Origin of the sequence: Algoriphagus marinus (assembly GCF_001936475.1) — a bacterium.
Taxonomy (GTDB): domain Bacteria; phylum Bacteroidota; class Bacteroidia; order Cytophagales; family Cyclobacteriaceae; genus Algoriphagus; species Algoriphagus marinus.
Genome location: NZ_MSPQ01000005.1, coordinates 207056 through 228701, shown reverse-complemented (window position 1 = coordinate 228701; position 21646 = coordinate 207056). Strand labels below are relative to the sequence as shown.

The window sequence follows — 21646 nt, the reverse complement described above, 5'->3', positions numbered from 1 at the left end:
ATTTCATGGAGCCGATTTTACTAAAGAATCTACTGATTGGAGTAGTGACTTTTGGGTTTTTATTGGGTAAAATTCTCAATTACTTGAATTACAGACAGCCTGTACCAAAAGTACCAGCCACACTGTCAGAATATTTGACGGATCAAAAACTTCAAGAATCTAAGAACTACCAAAATGAAAATTATCGCTTTGGATTAGTTTCAGGGATTTTCTCATTTGTGATCACCATTCTTTTTATTAGTCAAGGTTGGTTTGGAGCAATTGATAGTTGGGTGAAAACTTTTGAAATCGCACCGCTTTTAGAATCTGTCGTTTTCTTTGCCCTGATCTTTATTGGTTCGGATATCCTTAGCCTACCCTTTGATTATTACAGCACTTTTGTAATCGAGGAGAAGTATGGATTTAATAAGTCCACGGTTAAAACGTTCTTTTCGGATAAATTAAAAGGATACCTACTCTCCATCATCATTGGAGGAGGATTGTTTATGCTTTTTCTGTGGCTAGTTCACCAAATGGGGAATGATTTCTGGTGGCAGTTCTGGATTGTTGCTGCAGTTTTTATGGTGTTGGTCAATCTGTTTTACACTGCTTTGATCCTACCACTGTTCAATAAACTTACCCCTCTTGGGGAAGGAGAATTAAAAGATCAAATTTTCAATTATGCCCGATCGGTGAATTTCCCTTTGGAGAATATCTTCGTGATGGATGGAAGCAAGCGTTCTTCTAAAGCAAATGCTTTTTTCTCCGGTTTTGGAAAGCGAAAAAAAGTCGTGCTGTACGATACACTGCTAGATCAACATCCCCCAGATGAATTAGTGGCTGTTTTGGCTCATGAAGTCGGCCATTACAAAAAGAAGCACATCGTTTGGAGTATGATTCTATCAGTGCTTCAAATCGGACTTTTATTGTTTTTGCTGGCTCAATTTATTTTTAATGAACCCATGAGTATGGCTTTGGGTGGAAAAGTCTGGTCCGTGGAATTGAATCTCATTGGATTCACCATGCTATTTTCGCCGATCTCGATGATTCTGGGAATTGGGATGAATTGGCTGAGTCGCAAAAATGAGTTTGAGGCAGATCATTTTGCGAAAACCACTTTCGCAGGAAAACCATTAGCTGAAGCATTAAAAACGCTATCTGTGAAAACGCTTAGCAATATCAATCCACATCCTTGGTATGTGTTTATGAATTATTCTCATCCGCCGCTATTAGAGCGATTGGAGAAGTTGGAAGGGTAGAGTAGAATTAAAAAGGTCATCACTATTTTCAAGGTTTGAAAATAGTGATGACCTTCAACATTCCCCCAATTCTCTTAATCTCTAATCTCTCATTCACTAAACCACATAAAACTCCTCCCAACCCTTTCTTGGCGGCATTCCTGCCAAAACTTGATTGGCGAGTGGATTATTCGTGATTTGGCGAGTCTCCCGATCAAATTCCAGCTTGGTTCCCATTTGCTGGGCCATCACACCAAGGCAAAATACCTGACTGAGTGGACCGGCGATTTCAAATGGAGATCTGGTTTTTTCTTCTCCCTTACATGCCTTTAAGAAATTGGCGAAGTGATTGGATGGACTTTCTGGAACTTCAGGAAGTTTGGATTCCCATTCTTTTGCTTTATCCGAAGGAATGATCGAAAGCGTGCTTCCGTGTGAACCTCCTTTGAACGTCAATTCTTTACTGTAAATAATTTTGCCAGGATTCAGTTTTGCAGGTTGGATCTGTCCATTGCTTGGAGGTGGAATATTAGGGTCCAGCTCGGAAACCCCATAGCCATCCGGAACGGAAGGAATATTGTCCAAGCCATCCTGCCAGGTAATCGTCATCGGAGGCATCGCAGCTCTAGCTGGGAATTTGAATTCCAAAGTGGTGGACATCGGGAAAAAGAACATGTTGTGACCGCTGAGTTTGGTTGGGTTGATTTCACTTGGAAGTCCCAAATCCAAAAACTGATGCGCGGTATCCATGATATGTGCTCCCCAATCACCCAAGGCTCCCATTCCAAAGTCGTACCAGCAGCGCCATTGTCCGTTGTGAAAGTCTTTGTTGAAAGCATGCGGCTGAGCCTGGGAAGTCCAAACATCCCAGTTCATCGTAGCGGGAATGGGCTCTGCCGCTGGAAAAGATTTAATATTGGGATTCCAATCATGCCAACGTCTTCTGCTGTTCATATGGGCAGTCATAGCGGTCACATCTTTGATTATTCCTGCTTCCTGCCAAGCTTTAAACTGAAAATAATTTCCTTCGGAGTGGCCCTGATTTCCCATTTGAGTGGCCAGTTTTGGATATTTCTTTGCAGCAGCCATCATCAGATCGACTTCCTGAAAAGTCCTAGCCATTGGCTTTTCTACATAGACATGCTTGCCTTCTTTCAATGCCATCATGGTCACCGGGAAATGTGAAAAGTCCGGAGTAGCAATGCTTACCGCTTCAAACTCTCCTCCGATCTGATCAAACATCTTTCTGAAGTCTTGAAAGCGTTTGGCTTGTGGAAACATCTCCATGATCTGAAGGGTCTGCTTGGCTCCCATATCCACATCACAAAGTGCTACGACGTTACAAAGGCCAGTCTTATGAAGTTCTTTGATGATCTCAGCTCCTCGGTTTCCAATTCCGATACAGGCAAGATTGACTTTGTCAGAAGGAGCGACATAGCCCATGGATTTGCCTAGCACATGAGGAGAGATTAGCGTCAGTCCGGAAAGACCCATAGCAGCAGAGGCTCCGGTCTTGAGAAAGTTTCTTCGATTGGTTTTCATGAAGGGTTTATTTTGAGATGGAGCAATCAAGGATCTATTTGCTTTTCTAAGCTAGGAATCAAAATTTAGAATCAGTAAGCAAGTGCAATAAATCAACGGAATCGATACCGAAGCGAGTTAGATTAGCGAGGCAATTTCAAACTAATTAAAATTGCACTGAAAATAATTTATTAAAAATAAAAATTAGTTTATAATTCTGTCTTAGGGAAATAAACTACTGATTTATTTGGTAGGGGGGGGGCGTGTAAACTAAAAAAACAAAACATTCTTTTGAAATCCACCCTTGAAAAAATGCAATTTTAACTAAAATAAGAGGATGTAAGATTTAGTAAATTTGGAGAATAAGTTATAAGCAGCTATAATTGAATAGGTTACACTTCTAAACTATTTTATTATGAAAAAGAAATTATTTCAATTGATAGGTATGATTGGCTTATCTATTATCCTGATGTTAACAATTGAATTGATAAACCCAGAAGGTGAAAAGGGTTTATTCTTAGCCAATGTGGTTAGTAGCGGTTTCTCGCAACAGCAGTTGCCAGATGTTTGCGGCCCTTTAATGGGGAATTCTTCTGGAACGAGGTATTGTTGTGCAAATATTAATGCAGATGAATGCTTCGCAGCAACTTGTGGAGGTGGTAGCAATACATAGAATTACTTTTCTTTATTATTTTATAAAAATTAAATAATCTTATTATGAAAAAACAATTAGGCAAATTATTAGGTGGAATTTTTCTCTGCTTACTAAGTTTCTTTGTTCATGACCTCAGTTCCTCAAATGGCGAAGAACTTATTTTTTCGAAAGTAATTGTAAGTGGATTCTCACAAACTATGTGTGATCCACCTGCAGAAATGTGCGGTCCATTGATGGGTAATTCCTCTGGAACTCGATATTGTTGTGCAAATACTGATTCTTCCTGTTGTTATGCAGGAGGATGTGGCGGAGGTTCAAATACCTAAAAGAATTAAATAAAAAATAGTGCTTTTTTAAAATTTAAAATAGCACTATTTTTTTCAATTTATTATACTATATAACTTTATGAGAAAATTATTGAATTCATTGTTTGTAATACTAATTATTTCGGCTTGTTCAGAAAACGAAGATCAGAAAGTAGGTTTTACTGTAAAATCAATTATGCAGGATTTACCTAGTGTTGAGTCTGAATTAAATCTGTCTGAATATTATAAATTCAACGAAGTTGTAAGACTTCAATCTAATGATTATTCTCTTGTCGACTTTGTAATTAAAGTATTGGTAAATGAGGAATGGATTTTTATTAAAGGGGGAAATTCTCTTTTTAAATTTGATAGAAATGGGAATTTTTTTGGTAAAATTTCTAAAGGTAAAGGTGGTCCTGATGAATTTGTGAATTTAACAGATGTTATTTTATTACCTGATCTAAATAGAATTTGGGTATATGATTCAAATCAAAGGTCAATTTTCCAATATACTTATGATTTGGAAATGGAAATTGATTACCCACTTAATTATCCATTATTTGGAATTGAAAAAATTAAGAATGGTTTAATTGGTACATCAGGATATTTGGATGTATCTGAAAAATCTTCTTCTTTATTTCTTTTTGAGGGGGATAATCTTGCCACTGGATTTAATTTTCTTAATACTAGCCTTAGATTCAATCCCGAAAAATCGAAATACCTTCATGTTTATAGACATGATTTTTTCTCCAATGCAGATCAAGGATATAACTTTGTTAATTCCTTTAATGATACTATTTATTTTGTAGATAAGAGTATGAAAGTGTTTCCAAAGTATTACATAGATTTTGGTTCAAACAAAGTTTTGGAAGAAGACTTGGTTGGAAAAGGTTATATTTCTATTGTTGACGTATTCCAATTTATCAATTTCTCAGAAAAGTCTTTCAATGTTGGTAATGTAGTTGAATCAGAAACTTATTTGATGTATAGGTTTTTTAATCAAGGCCAGGCATTTCTTTCTGTGTATGATAAAAAGAAAGATGTGCTTAAGTCAGGAAAGAAAATTTCCTTTGATCACCTTGGTGTTCAAATAGTCCTTGACTTGGACGAAGAAATATCTTTTGGCACTATAGGGGATAATAGGGCATATATCGTAATTCCAGCGGAATCTAGTGTTTTAAAGCAATATCAAGAGGTTTTTAATGTTAAAGACGGAGACAATCCACTAATCATACTGTTTGATGAAAAGTAAACCAGTCATTCTTTTTAGCTTCATTTTAGGATGTCATTCTCCTCAAGTAGAAAAAAATAATTTGGAGATGACAGAAATTAGATCTTTAAGTGAATTGATTAATGAAAATTTAAATAGTGATATCTTTTATAAATTATATGAATTTGAGGCACAAAATGATGGATTGATATTTATTCTTCCTAATAGTTCTTGTTTTAATTGCTTTGAAGAATTAAACTCATCACTTAAAATGTATTTTGATCAAAATCCAACTATAAAACTTTATTTGTTTAGAAATGATAAATTAAAGGAAAGGGAAATTAGGTATTCATTACAAAGTGTTTTGCCACTTGAACAAATACAAATTTTTGATATTACTGATTACTCTTTTCTGAGTCAACATGAATTTTTTCCAAAGTTGGGATATTTCAAAAAGGGTAGGATTTGTTGTTTAGAAGTTTTTGAACAAGGGGATTATGGAAAGATTAGAAATTATTTTGATTATTTAGATTTTCGAAATTGATTTTATTTTAGATTTTTATTGTGAGATCAGTTTTCCATTTTCTAGGAAGCTTTTTCTATCTTCAAGCACTTATAAACCTATACACATGCCAGACCTCGCAGAAATTCACGAACCCATCTCAGAACTTTTCCCCCAACCAAAAACCAAAGCAGATTGGGAGCAATACCGACTCAGTCAAGAGCAAATCGATTTTTTTCATGAAAATGGTTATTTGGCCGATGTAAAATTGCTAAATGCAGATCAGATCGAAGCCTTGAAAAATGCCTTGGATGAAGTGATGGATCCGGCGCATCCGCTGCATCATCTGTTCCATGAGTTTCACAGCAATGAATCGGGAGATCCGAATAAAGTGCTTTTCCATTCCTTGGGCCATTGGCGGTTGGCTCCTGCATTTCATGATGCGATCTGGAATCCAGCATTCCGAATGGCAGCCAGTCAATTGCTCGGAGATCGGGCAGTCCGTTTCTGGCATGATCAGCTATTTTGCAAGCCCGCCCATCATGGAGGCAATGTAGCATGGCATCAGGATTACAGCTATTGGACTCGGACCATAGCCATGCAGCACCTGACTTGCTGGTGCGGATTGGATGACGCCACGGAAGAAAATGGTTGTCTCCAATATGTGCCGGGTTCACATCGCTGGGGGCTTTTGGATAAGCCAGCTTTGGCAGGAGAAATGGATGGATTGATGGCCATGATGACTGCCGAGCAAAAGGCGAATTTCAAACCCGTAGCGATACCCTTAAAAGCCGGACATGCAGCATTCCATCATCCACTGTTGGTTCATGGAAGTTTTGCTAATTTTTCACCGCGCTCGCGCAAAGCTTTTGTATTGAATGTCTTTGCTGACGGGACGGTTTCTGATACGGATGAACCGCTTTTAGAAGGTGTGCCCGTCATCCCGAAAGGAGAAAAAATGAGTGGAAAGTTCTTCCCTATTATTTTTGATCCTAAGGAGATAGGAAATAGTTGATTCCGGTTTTTAAAGATAAAAATCTAGCCTAGAAGATTAAATCCTTGATTTCGCTCCTGGAGACACGATCTAAGGCAATTTTCAATTACGAATTTGTTATTTAGTTTAAAGATTTTCGTATTTAAAAATCTGAATTTCCATATTAGCCTCTTATCAAATTGGATTATATTAGACCAACTCGTGATCAACCCAAAAAACTAACCCTATGAATTGTTTGAAGAAATTTTGTTGTGCATTCCTCTTTTTTGCGCTCAGCGGAACGTTCACTTTTGCACAGAATGGAATTACTTTTCTTCAATTTGAGGGAAAGGAAGGTGTAGGAAATGGTAAGCATATCGTGCTCCTTGCGGCCGATGATGAATACCGCTCCGAGGAATCCATGCCCATGATGGCAAAAATTCTTTCTCAAACTTACGGATTCAAGACCACCGTACTTTTTGCGATAGAACCTGAAAGTGGGAATATAGTCCCAAGTTATCAAAATAATATTCCAGGGTTGGAGCATTTGGATGATGCAGATCTGATGATTATGCTCCTTCGATTTCGGGATTTGCCAGTAGATCAAATGAAAGCCTTGGATGGTTTTTTCAAAAAAGGAAAACCATTTATAGCACTTCGAACCTCTACCCATCCTTTTGCTATTAAGGATACCAATTCGCCCTATTTCAAATGGACTTGGAATAGTAAAGTTCCGAATTGGGAAGGAGGCTTTGGACAGCAAATTATAGGTGAGACTTGGGTCAACCACCATGGGATTCATGGGGAAGAGGGGACTAGGGCATTGATCGATGGAGTGAAACAAATGGAAGACCATCCGGCATTGAGAGGAGTCAATGATATTTGGGTGCCTTCGGACGTGTATGGTATTAAACATTTGCCGGATGATGTCGAAGTGCTGCTCTACGGTCAAAGTACAGCTGGAATGACTGATCAATCCCCTTTGATATGGGAGAAATCAGTTATGCCTATCGCTTGGACCAAAACCTATCAAATTGAAGGGGGAAAGCCAGGTAAATTGTTTGCCTCCACCATGGGTTCTTCCTTGGATTTTCAAAGTGAGGACCTTCGGCGTTTAGTGATCAATTCGGCTTTTATGTTAATGGGAATGTCAGATGAAATCACTCCTGATCTTTCAGTAGCTTATATCGGAACCTATAAGCCGACGATGTTTGGCTTTGACACCTTTCGGAAGGGTATGAAAGTGGAGGATTTTAGGTAAAATTTTGGTCAACAGTCGACGGTCAACAGTCCACCGATATGCGGCTGTCGACTGAGGACTGTGGTCCGTTGACAAAATAATACAATGAACAAAATAGGATTTAATGTGCTGGCTTGGTCAGCGGTGGTTTCTGAAGATTTATTTCCGATTCTTGACCGATTAAAAACCATAGGATATGATGGTGCAGAATTTTTTGTGGGGCCTTGGGAAGAGAAAGCTTTCAAATCTGTAGGAAAACATTGCCAAGAAATTGGATTGGAAGTAACTACTGTGACGGTAATGGGGCCTGATGAAAATCCGATTTCACCCGATGCCAAAGTGCGAGAAAAAGCAAAAGAGAAATTGCGTTGGGTACTCGATCGGGCAGCCGACCTGAACTCCCAGGTTTTATGCGGCCCCTTTCATTCCGCCTTTGCCACTTTTGCATCTCGTGCACCTCAGGAAGATGAATACAATTGGTCAGCTGAAGTGCTAAACGAAACTGCAGACTATGCTCAAAACTTGGGGATACTCATGACTCCTGAAGCACTCAATCGCTTTGAATGCTACCTCTGCAATACCATGGAACAGCTGGATTATTTGCTTGCAAAAGTCAATCACCCAAATGTCCAAGCCATGTTTGATACGCATCATGCTAATATGGAGGAAAAGAAAATGGGTAAAGCCATTGAGTTTATTGCTCCAAGATTGGGGCATTTTCATATTTCAGAAAATGATAGAGGTACTCCAGGTTCAGGTCATGTGAACTTTGATGAGACTTTTTCCGCTTTGGCTAAAGTGGATTACAAAGGCTGGCTGACTATTGAAGGTTTTACCCGAAATGATCCTGATTTTGCCAACTCGATTGGGGTGTGGAGGAACTTCTCTGAGCCTTGGGACATGGCAGAGAATGGATACCGGTTGATTCGCGAAAAACTATTGAAGTATAGCAAGTAAGCCGAATCAAATTATTTAGGGTTTGCCAACTGCAATTCCATACTCCATTTTAATGTGGGCGGGTACTATAAATTTTTCAAAAAGTTCTATCCAAAAAGTCTATAATAGGAAAAAAACAAAAAAAGGTGGTCTCTTTCGAAACCACCTTTGACGTTAATTTATATCAGCTTAATTAAGCCAAATCAAATCTGTCAAGATTCATCACTTTGTTCCAAGCGGCTACAAAGTCCTTGACAAATCGCTCTTCACCATCTGCACATCCGTAAACTTCAGCAATCGCACGAAGCTCAGAATTAGATCCGAAGATTAGATCTACTCGTGTTCCAGTCCATTTTACCTGACCTGATTTGCGATCCTTTCCAAGGAAAGCATGCTCACCTTTGTCAGCTGCACTCCAAGTAATACCAAGATCCAATAGGTTGACGAAGTAATCATTCGTCAATGATCCTGGACGCTCTGTGAATACGCCATATTTGGAATGATCAAAATTGGTGTCAAGCACCCGCATGCCGCCGACTAAAACAGTCATTTCAGGAGCAGTCAAAGTCATCAACTGAGCTCTATCGATTAACATCTCTTCAGCAGAAGCCTTGTGCTTTGGAACGAAATAATTTCTAAATCCATCAGCAGATGGTTCTAGCGCTGCAAAAGATTCTACATCAGTTTGCGCCTGAGAAGCATCAGTTCTGCCAGGTGTAAAAGGCACAGTTACTGAATGACCAGCGTTTTTCGCTGCTTGCTCAATTCCGGCACAACCTCCCAATACGATCAAATCGGCAAGTGAAACTTGTTTTCCACCAGTCTGTGCTGCATTGAATTCTCCTTGAATAGCTTCAAGTTTTTCCAATACTTTTGACAACTGAGCAGGATTATTAGCATCCCAATATTTCTGAGGAGAAAGTCTCACTCTTGCTCCATTGGCACCACCTCTAAAGTCGGATCCACGGAACGTAGAAGCGGAAGCCCAAGCTGTAGACACTAATTCAGAAACACTAAGTCCTGAAGCTAGAATTTTTGCTTTTAGTGCGTCAACATCTGCAGCATCGATCATCTTATAGGTAGCAGCAGGAATTGGATCTTGCCAGATCAATTCTTCGGAAGGAACCTCAGGACCCAAATATCTGGATACCGGACCCATATCTCTGTGCGTCAATTTATACCAAGCTTTTGCAAAAACATCAGCAAACTCATCAGGATTCTCAAAGAATCTACGAGAGATTTTCTCATAAGCTGGATCTTCACGCAATGCAATATCTGTAGTCAACATGACTGGCTGATGGCTCTTGGAAGGATCATGTGCATCAGGAACGGTTCCTGCACCACCACCATTTTTAGGTCTCCACTGATGAGCACCTGCTGGGCTTTTGAATAATTCCCATTCGAAACCAAACAAGTTTTCGAAGTAATTATTACTCCATTTGGTAGGTGTGGTGGTCCAAATTCCTTCTAAGCCGGAAGTAATTGTATCACCTGCATTTCCAGTTCCAAAGTTGTTTTTCCATCCCATGCTTTGCATTTCGATACCTGCAGCAGCAGGCTCACGCTCTACATATTTGCTAGGATCGGCAGCACCGTGAGTTTTACCGAAGGTATGACCACCAGCGATAAGCGCTACAGTTTCTTCGTCGTTCATTGCCATTCGACCAAAAGTCTCCCGGATATCTTTAGCCGCTGCCAAAGGATTTGGATTCCCGTTTGGTCCTTCAGGGTTTACATAGATAAGACCCATTTGTACGGCTCCAAGTGGATTTTCAAGTACACGGTCACCAGTGTATCGCTTGTCTCCGAGCCACTCAGTTTCAGATCCCCAATATACATCCTCTTCTGGCTCCCAGACATCTTCACGTCCACCGCCAAATCCGTATGTTTTGAAATCCATTGTTTCCAAAGCCACGTTTCCAGCAAGGATCATCAAGTCAGCCCAAGAAAGTTTCTTGCCATATTTTTGTTTGATTGGCCAAAGAAGCAATCTAGCCTTATCTAAGTTTCCATTGTCAGGCCAGCTGTTTAGCGGAGCGAAACGCTGAGTTCCTGATCCTCCACCGCCTCGGCCATCCTGGATTCTGTAGGTTCCTGCACTATGCCAAGCCATTCTGATAAAAAATGGTCCATAATGACCAAAATCTGCTGGCCACCAATCCTGAGAATCAGTCATTAGATCAGCCAGATCTTTTTTCACTGCAGCCAAGTCAAGACTTTTGAATTCAGCAGCATAATCAAAATCTTCGCCCATAGGATTGGAGAGCGAAGAATTCTGACGAAGAATGTTAAGCTTCAACTGATTTGGCCACCAGTCTCTGTTAGAGGTTCCTCCACCAGCAGCTTTCGTCAATGTACCTCCAATGAAAGGGCATTTTTCGGCACCATTTGAACCTCCATGACCATTCATGTCATAAACTTTGGCGTGATCGGATGAATGTGGGTTTTGATTGTTATCCATATTACTTGAGATTTAATTTTTCTTGAAAAGTAAATTTACCTAAAAGGATTGGGTATTGAAATCCTTTTTCCATAGATAATTCCTATGAGTCTTTAAGGATTCTAAATGGTTATAAAATTACCAAAACTGGTTTGTTTCTCCTAGGATACTTAAATGTCAGGATACTTGATTTTTGTCACCAAAAATCTCTATGAAGACAAAAATTATAATTTGGGGGATGAATTCTATTTGATCTAAATGCCATTTTGATCATGTTTGTTTCATTTTCTTAAATCGATCTATCTCGATTCGAATTTTAACAGAAACCACAGGACAGCAAGATCTATCCTTTTTCGGTAGATTAGGTCTATAACCATAAGACCTTTCACGTGAAAATTCTATTTTCCATTCTGCTTTTAAACCTTTCAATTTCTGCTTTTGCTCAGGAGAAAAAACCTAATATCATCTTCATACTCACTGACGATCAGCGCTGGGATGCTTTAGGTTTTGCAGGAAATACAATGATTCGAACACCGGAAATGGATCGCTTGGCTGAAGAAGGAACTTTCTTCGAAAATGCCTTTGTGACCACACCAATCTGTGCTGCTAGCAGGGCTAGTATTCTTACGGGCCTTTATGAGCGTACCCATGGCTACACCTTTGGGCAAGGAGATATTAAGCAGCCATACGTAGCTCAATCTTATCCGGTTAAACTTAGAAATGCAGGCTACTATACCGGTTTCTTTGGAAAGTTTGGAGTCAATTATTCCGGATTTTCTGAGCTGTTTGATGAAGGTGAAGACTATGATCGGAATGGCAAATACAATGATCGAAGAGGCTATTTTTTCAAAAAAATAGGAAAAGACACAGTTCACCTAAGCCGATATACTAGTCAGCAGGCGATTGATTTCATTGAGAGTGCTCCTACTGAAAAGCCATTTATGCTATCCTTGAGTTTCTCTGCTCCGCACGCTCATGACCCGGCGGAGTTGCAGTATTTCTGGTCTTCGGAATACGATACGATGTACCAAAATCTAGTTGTGCCAGACCCTTTACTCATGGAAGATAAATACTTTCTTGATCAGCCTGAATATGTAAGATCTGGTGAAAATCGAACTCGATGGCATTGGCGATATGATACTCCGGAAAAGTACCAACAAAGCGTAAAAGGCTATTTTCGGATGATTTCTGAAGTAGATACTGAAATTGGAAAGATCCGAAAAGCCTTGAAAGCCAAAGGTCTGGCAGAGAATACGGTTATCATTTTAATGGGTGATAACGGATATTTTCTTGGAGAAAGGCAGCTGGCAGGGAAATGGCTGATGTATGATAATTCGCTAAGGGTGCCACTAATCGTCTATGATCCTCGACAAATCGGAGGAAAAAGGAACACAAATTTCGCTTTGAATATAGACGTTTCGGCAACCATTTTAGACTTTGCAGGAGCCAAAAGACCCAAATCTTGGCAGGGAACTAGTCTTCGATCTAAGGAATTGGCAAAGCGAAAGGATTTCCTAACCGAACACCTCTGGCAAGTGGATATTATTCCTCCGAGTGAAGCTATTCGTACTGAGCGCTGGAAATATTTCCGATATATTAATGATCCCGAACATGAGGAGCTTTATGATTTGGAAGCGGACCCAATGGAAATTAATAATCTGGCCGCCGATCCTTCACGCCAAAAGATCCTCAAAGAGCTTCGTGAAAAGATGGAACAAAAAATTGCCGGTTTTTTAAAGGAAAAAATGGATTAAGTGAAGCGAAATTTATCGAGAGAATGCTGAATTCTCAGGAACTGGGAATTCGCGGAGACATTTCATCTTAGTGGCTAATTGTCCAGCTGAGTGGTGAAAGGTTGATTGTATTCCAAATTTTTGATTTCTAATTTTAGCCAATTCCATTCCCCTTGTTCTAAATTCCAAGAGGCCTTCATCTTTGAAGGCACTTTGATGCCTTCAAAAACGGCGTATTTTTCTACAGTCAAAATCCACTCTTTTCGTGCTTCATTGGGATTATCTCCTTGAAATCTAAAGGCAATAAATTTTACAAAATCTCCAGCTTCATTAAAATAGAATGTTCCGCTTCCTTTGGTATTTTGATAATCCAGGGTGGCTTTTGCACTTAATTCATCAAGTTCTTCCCAACTCACAAAAGGGCTTACTGCCAATGATGGAAACCAAACCATTTCGCCCAAAAAACGCTGTAAAGCACCTTCGTCTATCTTTGGACCATTTGCATTTACCAAGTTGAAGAGGGAATTCAATTTGATGAGCATTTCGCCTTTACCAGCTTTGAAGCTATCTCTTCCCTTGATCCATAGAAAGGGGTTCATTTTCATATCTACGGTCCAATTAAATGCTGGAGGATCTACCACGGTATATTGCAGGGCATTGGCCTCAAACCAATCTTTTTGGTCGGGCTTCATTTTCATTTGAGCCACTTGGGTCAATTTACCGATTCTCGTTTTGGGCTTACCTATCGCACCGCAGTGCAACAACCAATTCCTAACTGGCTTGGGTAAATCTTGTATTTCATCTTCTGAAAAAATTTTCTCCCCCGAAGTAGTTGATCCTGATACTATCTCAAATCTTTCTCGCTCTACTTTTGATTCAAAGAGCGCATTTCCCATAGCAAATATGGCGGCGATAAGAAGAAGTAGATTGGGTAAAAAAAACCATTTGGCATATTCCCAAAATATCAAAATAAAACTTAAAGAGATGATCAGCAAAAGAATCCAAATGCCTTTATTTTTCATGATTTTCCCTATTTATATTGATTATTACTATCAATTACCATCTATTTTGAGCTTTGATCATTATAAATACTGGACTAATAATTTACAGAAAACACATGGTTTAAGCACAAGGATTTTGAGAATCAATGAGGTTGGTTCAGAATCTATTCGCTTGACTTCAATTATCAAATATGATTTTAATTTGAATTTAGAATTTTTAATTCACTGAAAAAATCGAATTGAATCCGGACTCTTTCATAGATTTCACACACTCAATTAGGCCGATAATACCAAAAGTAAGGGGTATTATTTTCATTTATTGATTTTCGATAAAAATTATTGTTTATCAATAAATAAGTATTGATATTTGATGCATCATTAGCTCTAATCAATACTCAAATGAACAAAAACTCTAAAACCAGAACTGAAAAAATTCTATTTGCGATGAAGGTCCTGATCTGGATCTTTTTCATTGGCAATTGTATCAAAACCGGTGCTCTTGCTTACACCTTTTTTGTGAGCCTATCCATAAATCCAAATGCAGCAGCAGACCTATATCTTGGCTTGGATCTATCTCAGCTATTAGAGCGGGATGGTTTTCATTATAGTTTCTTGGTCATGAATCTAATCTTTCTATCCGCCGCTCGAGCATTCCTGGTTTATTTGGTTCTTAAGATTTTCTTGACTTTAAATCTCAAAAGACCATTCAGCATTGAGATGGCAAGTTTGATCAAGCGGATTAGTATTATTGCCATTTCACTTGGTTTTGTAAACCTTTTGGTACGGGCTTATGCAGGATGGTTACTTGGAAATAGTCCAAGTGTAGGTTATTTGGCAGAATACCTCTATGGTTCGTCAGAATTTATATTTTTCGGAATTATCATTTTCATCATCGGAAAGGTATTCCAGTATGGATTGGAATTACAGGCCGAAAGCGAATTAACAGTCTAAGCCATGCCGATAATTGTAAATCTTGATGTGATGATGGCAAAGCGAAAAATGTCATTAAATGAACTTTCGGAGCGGGTAGGTTTGACCTTAGCGAATCTTTCTATCCTTAAAACAGGCAAGGCCAAAGCGGTTCGATTCACCACCTTGGAAGCTATTTGTGAGGTCTTGGAATGTCAGCCCGGGGATATTTTAGAGTATCAGGCGGAGTAATTCTTTGCAAATCTTGTTTTTGGCACTCATTCCTTTGGGATTTTTTTGAATAAGTTGAATGAATATTAATTTCAAGAACAATTCAAGACAGATCCCAAAGGATAGCCATAATTACCAATACTAATTAGTCTTGAAAAGAAAATCCAAAATGCCTTTCACGAAAAACTTCATTCCTTTACTTCTTCAGTGGCGATTTCAATACAGAAAAAGCCAAATCTCATCATTATCCCTATAGGTGATCAGCGCTGGGAAGTATTGGTATATACTGGGAATGAAATAATCCAAACTCCGGTGAAGCATCGTTTGGCTGTTTCTGGATTATTTTTTCAGAAATGACTTTTTTACTGCCTTGGGCTGTATAGCAAGCTTGGTAAGAATATTAATTGGCCGATATGTGCAGACGTTTAGGCAAGCTTTTAGGCAGATGCAATTGAATGAGGCTATTTCCACAGATTTTATTCAATTCTTGGGAAATGTCCATCGTCCAAGTCACAAGGAGCTCTGTTTTTTATCGCAAACACAGGCTAGATTAAAAAAATAATCTCGCTTCTATCCAACCTTTCAAAAGCAGCTTATATCACTTGATGAGAAATTGGTGAATATGATTAAGGGGTATTTGAAAGGTTGATTAAAAAAAAGGCAGGTCTTTTTTTTAGCGCTTCTAAAGGTCGCTTGGGGGATGATTTGATGACGGCTGAAACTTCTTCAGCAGGCAGAATTTGGGCAATCCTCTTTTTTAAATTACTCTTTAAATTTTTAGAAATTACTTATTGAAATATCGATTACTATTGCTTTACATTTGTATTGGCATTTGCCTTACCCATATGAATCCACAGCGAATTTCCTTCCTTTTTGGCCTTTGTTGGTTCATCGGATTTGTCGCTTTTACTTCGCTGCCTCCAAAGTATGACTCGGGAAATAGACTTCATGGCAATGAAACAGTTCTCAATCAAGAGCTAACAAAGGCAGTTGATATTCGGATTAGCTCAGAACTGCCAAAAACCCCGCCTTTTAAAGTTGATTGGAGTCTAATCCACCGATTAAATACACCATGGGTATCGGAGGAAATCAGTTTTAACGAAGCATATCTTTCTCCATCTTTTTTTCAAAAATCCTTCTCCCGCTTTGACGTCAGGGAGACTTTCCTTCATTTTTTCTTCAGTTGGTAGCTTCTAGTTGTTTTCATGATTGCTCTTTAAGAGCCTAACAACTATTCTAACCTTCTAATTCTTAACCCCATGTTTGACATTGATCCAGTGACATTGAGTTTGTCATTTCTGTTATTTTGTGCCCTCTGCACTCCATTTATTTATCATTCCCTAAAAAATTCAAAAAAGAGAAAAGCCTTAGAGATGAAGTTGCATGAACTTGCCTCTCAAAAAAATGGTCATATCAACCAGTCTGAATTTTGGCGAAATTTCTATGCCATCGGGCTTGATCAAGAAAACAAATTATTGGCCTACTTAAGGAATAATGGTGAGCCATTATCCTTTCTGATTGATCTTCATCAAGTGAAATCAGCAAAAATCCATAAAATCGCTCGGGAAGTGAAATCAGATACATCCAAGAGAATCATTTTGGATTATGTCGGAATTGAGTTGAGCTATTTACAAGAAGGGTTGAAATCCACTGTTCTTGAGTTTTTCGATGCTGAATTATTCACTGACCTGAATGGAGAATCGGTGATCGCCGAATCATGGCTTGAATTGATCCAAAATACCTTGAAGAAAGATTCTGAAGTAAAGCCAAAATCGATACAAAATGTTGCTAGTGCTCTCTTATGAGTAATCAAAAAGAATCATGGGGATCAAGAACGGGCTTGATCCTCGCTATGGCAGGAAATGCGGTAGGCTTAGGGAATTTTCTTCGGTTCCCTGTTCAGGCGGTGCAAAATGGAGGTGGAGGATTTATCCTGCCTTATCTGATTTGCTTTGTTCTGATGGGAATTCCACTCTTGTTTGTAGAATGGTCTATCGGTAGATATGGTGGGATAAGTGGTAATCACAGTACCCCATATATTTTGGATTCGATGTCCAAAAAGAAGATTTGGAAATACATCGGCGTATTTGGGATTTTTACCAATATCGCAGTCGTAGCCTACTACACTTACATCGAGTCTTGGACGTTCATGTATGTGCTACATACGCTATTAGGCTCATTTACGGGAATGAGCAAAGAAGAAATCAGTTTCTTTTTTGACAATTATGTCAATCTGAGTGGCTCGGATTTTGGGATTCCGCTACTTCCCCTAGTTGTTTACATCTTAGTTCTGGGGGTCAATGTTTATATCCTTTCAACAGGTTTGGGAGGAATAGAAAAAGTTGCCAAAATTGGTATGCCTCTTTTAATTCTGTTTGGAATTATTCTGGCCGTAAGAGGCTGGACTATGGGGACAAGTTTCGCCTCCAATGAATTTCCGGATGCAAATGCATGGGATGGCATCAACTTTCTCTGGACTCCACAATACAGCTCCTTGGCGGATCCTAAAGTTTGGCTGGCAGCTGCGGGTCAGATTTTCTTCACCCTTTCAGTAGGGATGGGATCTATTCAGTGCTATGCTTCCTACATCAAAGAAAACGAAGACATTGCTTTAAACTCAGTTACCGCAGGTTTTACGAATGAATTTGTGGAGGTTTTGCTCGGAAGTGCCATTGTGATCCCGATAGCGGCTGGATTTCTAGGCATAGATTGGGTGTTGGAAAACGCCGGATTTGGAATGGCATTTCAGACTATGCCTTACCTCTTTCAGCAGTGGGGTACCACCTTTGGTATTATTGCAGGAGTATGTTGGTTTGGATTGCTGTTTTTTGCAGGAATCACTTCTTCTCTTGCCATGGGCACGCCTTGGATGGGATTCATGAAAGATGAGTTTGGCTGGGGAAAAGTAAAAGGAGCCGTTTCCTTCGGTATTGTAGCCTTGCTCATGGGAGTCCCTACCGTCTTGTTTTATAAATATGGGTACTTTGATGAATATGATTATTGGGCCGGTACGGTCAGCTTGGTTGTATTTGCATTATTAGAGACTATCCTTTTTGCATGGATATTTGGGATGGATAAAGGATGGGTTGAAATAAATCGAGGCGCAGATATCCGGATTCCAAGCATTTATAAGTGGATTATGAAATATGTGACGCCGGTTTTATTGCTGTTGGTATTCATCAGTGCACTCTTTACACCCGAAGGAAATGACTGGGCTGGAGCAATAGCCAGCTTTACAGATGGACGTCTCTATAGTCTGGATCCAAGTGCTTTAATTTCTAAATTGACCCATGAGGACATTAAGCTTGCCTTATCCTTAAGTCCAGAGCAAGGGGAGTATTTGGAGAAAAAGATGTTCTACTCGAGTTTAGCTAGAATCCAATTGTTGCTGTTATTTCTTGGGATCGTAGGAATTGTTTGGTATTCAAGTGTAAAACGTAAAAAATCCTCACTATCATGAACACTTCAGCACTTATTCTAGCGCTAGTCACACAAGGACTAATCTTGTCAGTAACCTTATACTGCTTCTACTTGGTATTAAGAAAACCCACATCAAAATCGGAGGAAAAATAGACTGACTTTTGGTTGATTCGAAATGTTTGAATTCAAAATGAATGTCATAATCAGCATCAAATTGCCTCTTCAGAAAATAAAAATCCAGCTACTCCAAACCCATAATTTTGAAAAATTTGGGTTTGGAGGATTGGATTGAAATCTAAAATACCTTTGATAATCTTCAGAGTCCAAAGAGGAAATTGTTTTTTAAGGAATGATTATCGCTGAAAAAATACCAACAAGCCATCTTTTCCAGCCACAGCAATATCTATTTTCCCGTCTCCATTTAATGCTATAATATTGAAACAAGGAGATTCAGTATGTTTTTTAAGTGCACTCCAAAAGGTGTTTTAATTTCATAATGAGGTGTTTACCGTCATTTTTAGCCAAAATTTTTTAGAAAATACAAATCAAAAAAATAGTTCTAGATTCTGCATGAAACGAAGTCTTATGAAAACCGGCTATGTGATTTTCATCATTTTATATGCACTATCAATTGACTTACTTCCTTCCTGATTCAGGTTAAAGAAAAAATGCTATGCTGAAAATAAAAAGTACCATTGCTATTAGTGACTCGGGTTTCGTATTTGATGCAGGAACTGGAGACTCTTTTTCGCTGAATAACACAGGTTTAGAGATCGTACGATTGATTAAGGAAGGAAAGGATTTTCCGGAGATTATTCAAAAGGTGTCTGAAAAATACGAAGTGGATGAGGAAAGCTTTGAGCGGTATTACTATGATTTTGTAGCTACTCTAAATCAATTGAATTTAATCGAAAAAGATGGAGAAGATTAAAGTCAATGTGGCGCTCTCTGGATTGAATAATATAGATAATCCAGGCCCGGGAATTCCAGTTATCCGGGGTTTAAAAGAATCCAAAATATTGGATGTCAGGGTGATTGGTTTGTCCTATGAAAACCTGGAGCCAGGTATTTATATGCATGATTTGGTGGACAAGACTTACAAAGTGCCTTATCCGTCGGATGGATTCGAGCCATTTTTAGATAGAATCCGATACATCCATGAACAGGAAAATATTCAGGTTCTGATCCCCAATTTTGATTCAGAGCTCTTTACTGTGATGAAGTCGGAAAAAATCCTTCAGGATATGGGAATCCGGACTTTTCTTCCTACACTAAAGCAATTTGAGGAAAGGCATAAATCCAATTTGCCTGAATATGGAGAAAAATATGGAGTCAAAGTTCCATACAGTGAGACCATAACTAGCTTGAGTGATTGGCGAAGGATTGAAAGTAAATTTGAATATCCTGTGGTGGTCAAAGGGAAATTTTATGACGCTCACATTGCTTACGATCGTGATCAGGTTTCTATTTTTTTCAATAAAATCGCTGCCAAATGGGGACTTCCCATTGTGATTCAGGAGTTTGTAAGAGGTACTGAAGTGAATGTCGTCGCTCTTGGAGATGGTAAAGGGAACACCATTGGAGCAGTGCCAATGCGAAAAACCTACATAACAGATAAAGGAAAGGGCTGGGGAGGTATTACGCTTCAGGATCAAACCATGATGGATTTGACTCAGAAGATTATTTCACAAACCCAATGGAGGGGGGGTATGGAATTGGAACTGATCCGAACTTCAAAAAATGAGCTTTTCATGATTGAAATCAATCCCAGATTACCTGCCTGGGTTTATTTGGCAGTGGCCGCCGGACAAAACCTACCGGAGGCTTTGGTTTTATTGGCTTTGGGAAAAGAACTAAAACCCTTCTCGCAATATGAGGTGGGGAAGATGTTTATCCGATATTCCTACGATATGATTTGTGATATGAAAGAATTTGAAGAGTTCTCGACCCGAGGTGAAGTTTAAAAATTTATCCAGAAAACTATGAGTAAGCTAACATTTGAGAGACCGATCATCCAAAGAATCAATGCCGGACTTCCCAGCAAATACGGGATGCCAAGAAGGTTGGATCCTATCAGTCACATAGACGGCACTTCTATCAAATCATTGCTAGATGAATTTGGCTCTCCATTATTTGTGATTTCGGAACAAACTATCCGAAAAACCTACAAAGAGGCTCATCGGGCCTTCAGTTCCCGATACCCTAATGTTCAGTTTTCTTGGTCTTACAAAACCAACTATCTCAATGCTGTCTGTAATGTTTTTCATCAGGAAGGAGCTTGGGCTGAGGTGGTTTCCGGCTTCGAATACCAAAAAGCAATCGAAAATGGAGTGCCTGGGGAATTGATTATTTTCAATGGTCCGGACAAATCTACTGACGACTTGAGATTGGCAATTGAAAATAATTCACTTATTCATATTGACCATTTTGATGAATTGTATGAGCTCATCCATCTGAGTAAAGAAATGGGTGAAAGACCAAAAGTTGCCATTCGAGTCAATATGGATACTGGGTTTTACCCACTTTGGGATCGCTTCGGCTTCAATTTTGAGAATGGAGAAGCATGGGATGCCTTGAACAGGGTTATGGCAAGTAAAACGCTTGATCTTTTGGGACTTCACACACATATAGGAACTTATATACTCAGCACGGATGGTTACCGGATTGCTGCGGAAAAGCTGGCAAGTTTGGCTGTAAAGCTGGAGAAAAAGTATGGGCATGTCCTGAAATATATTGACTTGGGAGGTGGTTTTGCTTCCAAAAACACACTTCGGGGAGCCTACTATCCAGGTACTGATACAGCGCCTTCTTTTGATGATTTTGCAGAGGCAATTACTTCGGCTTTGATGAGTTCAGAGATAAAGCCCGATCATCTTCCCATGTTGATTTTAGAAACGGGAAGAGCGATGATCGATGAGGCGGGGTTCCTCGCTGGATCGGTCTTGGCCACCAAAAGGCTGGCTGATGGTAGGCGTGCTACTATTATAGATGTCGGTGTCAATATACTTTTCACCTCTTTTTGGTATGATCATGACATAAGGCCTGTTGAAGCAGTTTCTGACCAATCTGAGGACACGACGATTTATGGACCTTTGTGTATGAATATCGACGTAATCCGGGGAAATATAATGTTTCCACTGCTCAAAAAAGGGGATCACTTTGTTATTAGGAGAGTAGGAGCTTACAATATGACCCAATGGATGCAGTTTATCACGCTTCGGCCAAATGTGATTATGCTTGATTCTAAGGGTAAGCCTCATCTGATCCGGAAGAAAGAGTCTCTCGAGACCATCAATTCTCTGGAGAATACCCCAGAGCATTTGAAGAATTTTGAACTCTAATTCTTTCTTACT

20 protein-coding genes are annotated in these 21646 nt (G+C 39.2%); 17 read left to right on the top strand and 3 right to left on the bottom strand.

The window, feature by feature from the left end:
• Window positions 1-5 precede the first annotated feature (5 nt).
• Window positions 6-1238, top strand: coding sequence for a M48 family metallopeptidase (locus tag BVC88_RS09695; protein WP_075350478.1), 1233 nt, complete (start codon window positions 6-8; stop codon window positions 1236-1238).
• A 96-nt stretch (window positions 1239-1334) separates the two neighbouring features.
• Here BVC88_RS09695 and BVC88_RS09690 read toward each other — a convergent pair whose 3' ends face one another.
• Window positions 1335-2759 (bottom strand): Gfo/Idh/MocA family oxidoreductase, encoded by a 1425-nt coding sequence (locus BVC88_RS09690; protein WP_075350648.1) that lies wholly within the window; start codon window positions 2757-2759, stop codon window positions 1335-1337.
• 394 nt (window positions 2760-3153) lie between these two features.
• On the opposite strand from BVC88_RS09690, the gene BVC88_RS09685 reads away from it, so the two are divergent.
• The 7 genes from BVC88_RS09685 to BVC88_RS09655 all read left to right on the top strand — a co-directional run bounded on the left by BVC88_RS09685 (window position 3154) and on the right by BVC88_RS09655 (window position 8580).
• On the top strand, window positions 3154-3411 hold the full coding sequence (locus BVC88_RS09685) for a hypothetical protein (RefSeq protein WP_075350477.1): 258 nt from the start codon (window positions 3154-3156) through the stop codon (window positions 3409-3411).
• A gap of 44 nt (window positions 3412-3455) precedes the next feature.
• Window positions 3456-3719 (top strand): hypothetical protein, encoded by a 264-nt coding sequence (locus BVC88_RS09680; RefSeq protein ID WP_075350476.1) that lies wholly within the window; start codon window positions 3456-3458, stop codon window positions 3717-3719.
• Window positions 3720-3798: 79 nt separating this feature from the next.
• A complete protein-coding gene (locus BVC88_RS09675) occupies window positions 3799-4950 on the top strand; it encodes a 6-bladed beta-propeller (RefSeq protein WP_075350475.1) in 1152 nt (383 codons plus the stop codon).
• Window positions 4940-5452 carry a hypothetical protein gene (locus BVC88_RS09670; RefSeq protein WP_075350474.1) on the top strand — a complete coding sequence of 171 codons (513 nt, stop codon included), beginning with the start codon at window positions 4940-4942 and terminating at the stop codon, window positions 5450-5452. Before BVC88_RS09675 ends, BVC88_RS09670 begins: the two co-directional genes overlap by 11 nt.
• Before the next feature lie 85 nt (window positions 5453-5537).
• Window positions 5538-6425, top strand: a complete 888-nt coding sequence (locus BVC88_RS09665; RefSeq protein WP_075350473.1) for a phytanoyl-CoA dioxygenase family protein — start codon at window positions 5538-5540, stop codon at window positions 6423-6425.
• Window positions 6426-6630: 205 nt separating this feature from the next.
• Entirely contained in the window at window positions 6631-7644 is a 1014-nt protein-coding gene (locus BVC88_RS09660) for a ThuA domain-containing protein (protein ID WP_075350472.1), read from the top strand.
• Window positions 7645-7728: 84 nt separating this feature from the next.
• A complete protein-coding gene (locus tag BVC88_RS09655) occupies window positions 7729-8580 on the top strand; it encodes a sugar phosphate isomerase/epimerase family protein (RefSeq protein ID WP_075350471.1) in 852 nt (283 codons plus the stop codon).
• A gap of 172 nt (window positions 8581-8752) precedes the next feature.
• Here BVC88_RS09655 and katG read toward each other — a convergent pair whose 3' ends face one another.
• The gene (katG, locus tag BVC88_RS09650; protein WP_075350470.1) at window positions 8753-11020 is read right to left on the bottom strand and encodes a catalase/peroxidase HPI; all 2268 of its coding nucleotides are present in this window, start codon (window positions 11018-11020) and stop codon (window positions 8753-8755) included.
• 368 nt (window positions 11021-11388) lie between these two features.
• Between katG and BVC88_RS09645 the strand changes: the two genes are divergently transcribed.
• Window positions 11389-12753, top strand: a complete 1365-nt coding sequence (locus BVC88_RS09645) for a sulfatase family protein (protein ID WP_075350469.1) — start codon at window positions 11389-11391, stop codon at window positions 12751-12753.
• A 74-nt stretch (window positions 12754-12827) separates the two neighbouring features.
• Here BVC88_RS09645 and BVC88_RS09640 read toward each other — a convergent pair whose 3' ends face one another.
• Entirely contained in the window at window positions 12828-13754 is a 927-nt protein-coding gene (locus tag BVC88_RS09640) for a DUF6544 family protein (protein WP_139316553.1), read from the bottom strand.
• Window positions 13755-14132: 378 nt separating this feature from the next.
• On the opposite strand from BVC88_RS09640, the gene BVC88_RS09630 reads away from it, so the two are divergent.
• The 8 genes from BVC88_RS09630 (at window position 14133) to BVC88_RS09595 (ending at window position 21634) form a co-directional block, all read left to right on the top strand.
• Window positions 14133-14684: a DUF2975 domain-containing protein gene (locus tag BVC88_RS09630; protein WP_075350466.1), complete on the top strand. Its 552-nt coding sequence runs from the start codon at window positions 14133-14135 to the stop codon at window positions 14682-14684.
• A gap of 3 nt (window positions 14685-14687) precedes the next feature.
• Complete coding sequence (locus BVC88_RS09625; RefSeq protein WP_075350465.1) at window positions 14688-14894, top strand: helix-turn-helix domain-containing protein; 207 nt, start codon at window positions 14688-14690, stop codon at window positions 14892-14894.
• A gap of 824 nt (window positions 14895-15718) precedes the next feature.
• A complete protein-coding gene (locus tag BVC88_RS09620) occupies window positions 15719-16063 on the top strand; it encodes a hypothetical protein (protein WP_075350464.1) in 345 nt (114 codons plus the stop codon).
• A gap of 183 nt (window positions 16064-16246) precedes the next feature.
• The gene (locus BVC88_RS09615) at window positions 16247-16678 is read left to right on the top strand and encodes a hypothetical protein (protein WP_139316552.1); all 432 of its coding nucleotides are present in this window, start codon (window positions 16247-16249) and stop codon (window positions 16676-16678) included.
• Window positions 16675-18333 carry a sodium-dependent transporter gene (locus BVC88_RS09610; RefSeq protein ID WP_075350462.1) on the top strand — a complete coding sequence of 553 codons (1659 nt, stop codon included), beginning with the start codon at window positions 16675-16677 and terminating at the stop codon, window positions 18331-18333. Before BVC88_RS09615 ends, BVC88_RS09610 begins: the two co-directional genes overlap by 4 nt.
• Window positions 18334-18966: 633 nt before the next feature.
• Window positions 18967-19224 (top strand): HPr-rel-A system PqqD family peptide chaperone, encoded by a 258-nt coding sequence (locus BVC88_RS09605; RefSeq protein ID WP_075350461.1) that lies wholly within the window; start codon window positions 18967-18969, stop codon window positions 19222-19224.
• The gene (locus tag BVC88_RS09600) at window positions 19211-20257 is read left to right on the top strand and encodes an ATP-grasp domain-containing protein (protein WP_075350460.1); all 1047 of its coding nucleotides are present in this window, start codon (window positions 19211-19213) and stop codon (window positions 20255-20257) included. Before BVC88_RS09605 ends, BVC88_RS09600 begins: the two co-directional genes overlap by 14 nt.
• Before the next feature lie 18 nt (window positions 20258-20275).
• A complete protein-coding gene (locus tag BVC88_RS09595; RefSeq protein WP_075350459.1) occupies window positions 20276-21634 on the top strand; it encodes an alanine racemase in 1359 nt (452 codons plus the stop codon).
• The last annotated feature ends 12 nt before the right edge of the window (window positions 21635-21646 follow it).

Excerpts from the sequence above, each read along its gene's own strand:
- BVC88_RS09690 (WP_075350648.1), bottom strand. The coding sequence starts at position 2,759 with ATGAAAACCAATCGAAGAAACTTTCTCAAGACCGGAGCCTCTGCTGCT.
- BVC88_RS09630 (WP_075350466.1), top strand. The coding sequence starts at position 14,133 with ATGAACAAAAACTCTAAAACCAGAACTGAAAAAATTCTATTTGCGATG.
- BVC88_RS09670 (WP_075350474.1), top strand. The coding sequence starts at position 4,940 with ATGAAAAGTAAACCAGTCATTCTTTTTAGCTTCATTTTAGGATGTCAT.
- BVC88_RS09665 (WP_075350473.1), top strand. The coding sequence starts at position 5,538 with ATGCCAGACCTCGCAGAAATTCACGAACCCATCTCAGAACTTTTCCCC.
- BVC88_RS09685 (WP_075350477.1), top strand. The coding sequence starts at position 3,154 with ATGAAAAAGAAATTATTTCAATTGATAGGTATGATTGGCTTATCTATT.
- BVC88_RS09615 (WP_139316552.1), top strand. The coding sequence starts at position 16,247 with ATGAAGTTGCATGAACTTGCCTCTCAAAAAAATGGTCATATCAACCAG.
- BVC88_RS09660 (WP_075350472.1), top strand. The coding sequence starts at position 6,631 with ATGAATTGTTTGAAGAAATTTTGTTGTGCATTCCTCTTTTTTGCGCTC.
- BVC88_RS09625 (WP_075350465.1), top strand. The coding sequence starts at position 14,688 with ATGCCGATAATTGTAAATCTTGATGTGATGATGGCAAAGCGAAAAATG.
- BVC88_RS09620 (WP_075350464.1), top strand. The coding sequence starts at position 15,719 with ATGAATCCACAGCGAATTTCCTTCCTTTTTGGCCTTTGTTGGTTCATC.
- BVC88_RS09655 (WP_075350471.1), top strand. The coding sequence starts at position 7,729 with ATGAACAAAATAGGATTTAATGTGCTGGCTTGGTCAGCGGTGGTTTCT.
- BVC88_RS09600 (WP_075350460.1), top strand. The coding sequence starts at position 19,211 with ATGGAGAAGATTAAAGTCAATGTGGCGCTCTCTGGATTGAATAATATA.
- BVC88_RS09595 (WP_075350459.1), top strand. The coding sequence starts at position 20,276 with ATGAGTAAGCTAACATTTGAGAGACCGATCATCCAAAGAATCAATGCC.
- BVC88_RS09640 (WP_139316553.1), bottom strand. The coding sequence starts at position 13,754 with ATGAAAAATAAAGGCATTTGGATTCTTTTGCTGATCATCTCTTTAAGT.
- BVC88_RS09675 (WP_075350475.1), top strand. The coding sequence starts at position 3,799 with ATGAGAAAATTATTGAATTCATTGTTTGTAATACTAATTATTTCGGCT.
- BVC88_RS09695 (WP_075350478.1), top strand. The coding sequence starts at position 6 with ATGGAGCCGATTTTACTAAAGAATCTACTGATTGGAGTAGTGACTTTT.
- BVC88_RS09610 (WP_075350462.1), top strand. The coding sequence starts at position 16,675 with ATGAGTAATCAAAAAGAATCATGGGGATCAAGAACGGGCTTGATCCTC.
- katG (WP_075350470.1), bottom strand. The coding sequence starts at position 11,020 with ATGGATAACAATCAAAACCCACATTCATCCGATCACGCCAAAGTTTAT.
- BVC88_RS09680 (WP_075350476.1), top strand. The coding sequence starts at position 3,456 with ATGAAAAAACAATTAGGCAAATTATTAGGTGGAATTTTTCTCTGCTTA.
- BVC88_RS09605 (WP_075350461.1), top strand. The coding sequence starts at position 18,967 with ATGCTGAAAATAAAAAGTACCATTGCTATTAGTGACTCGGGTTTCGTA.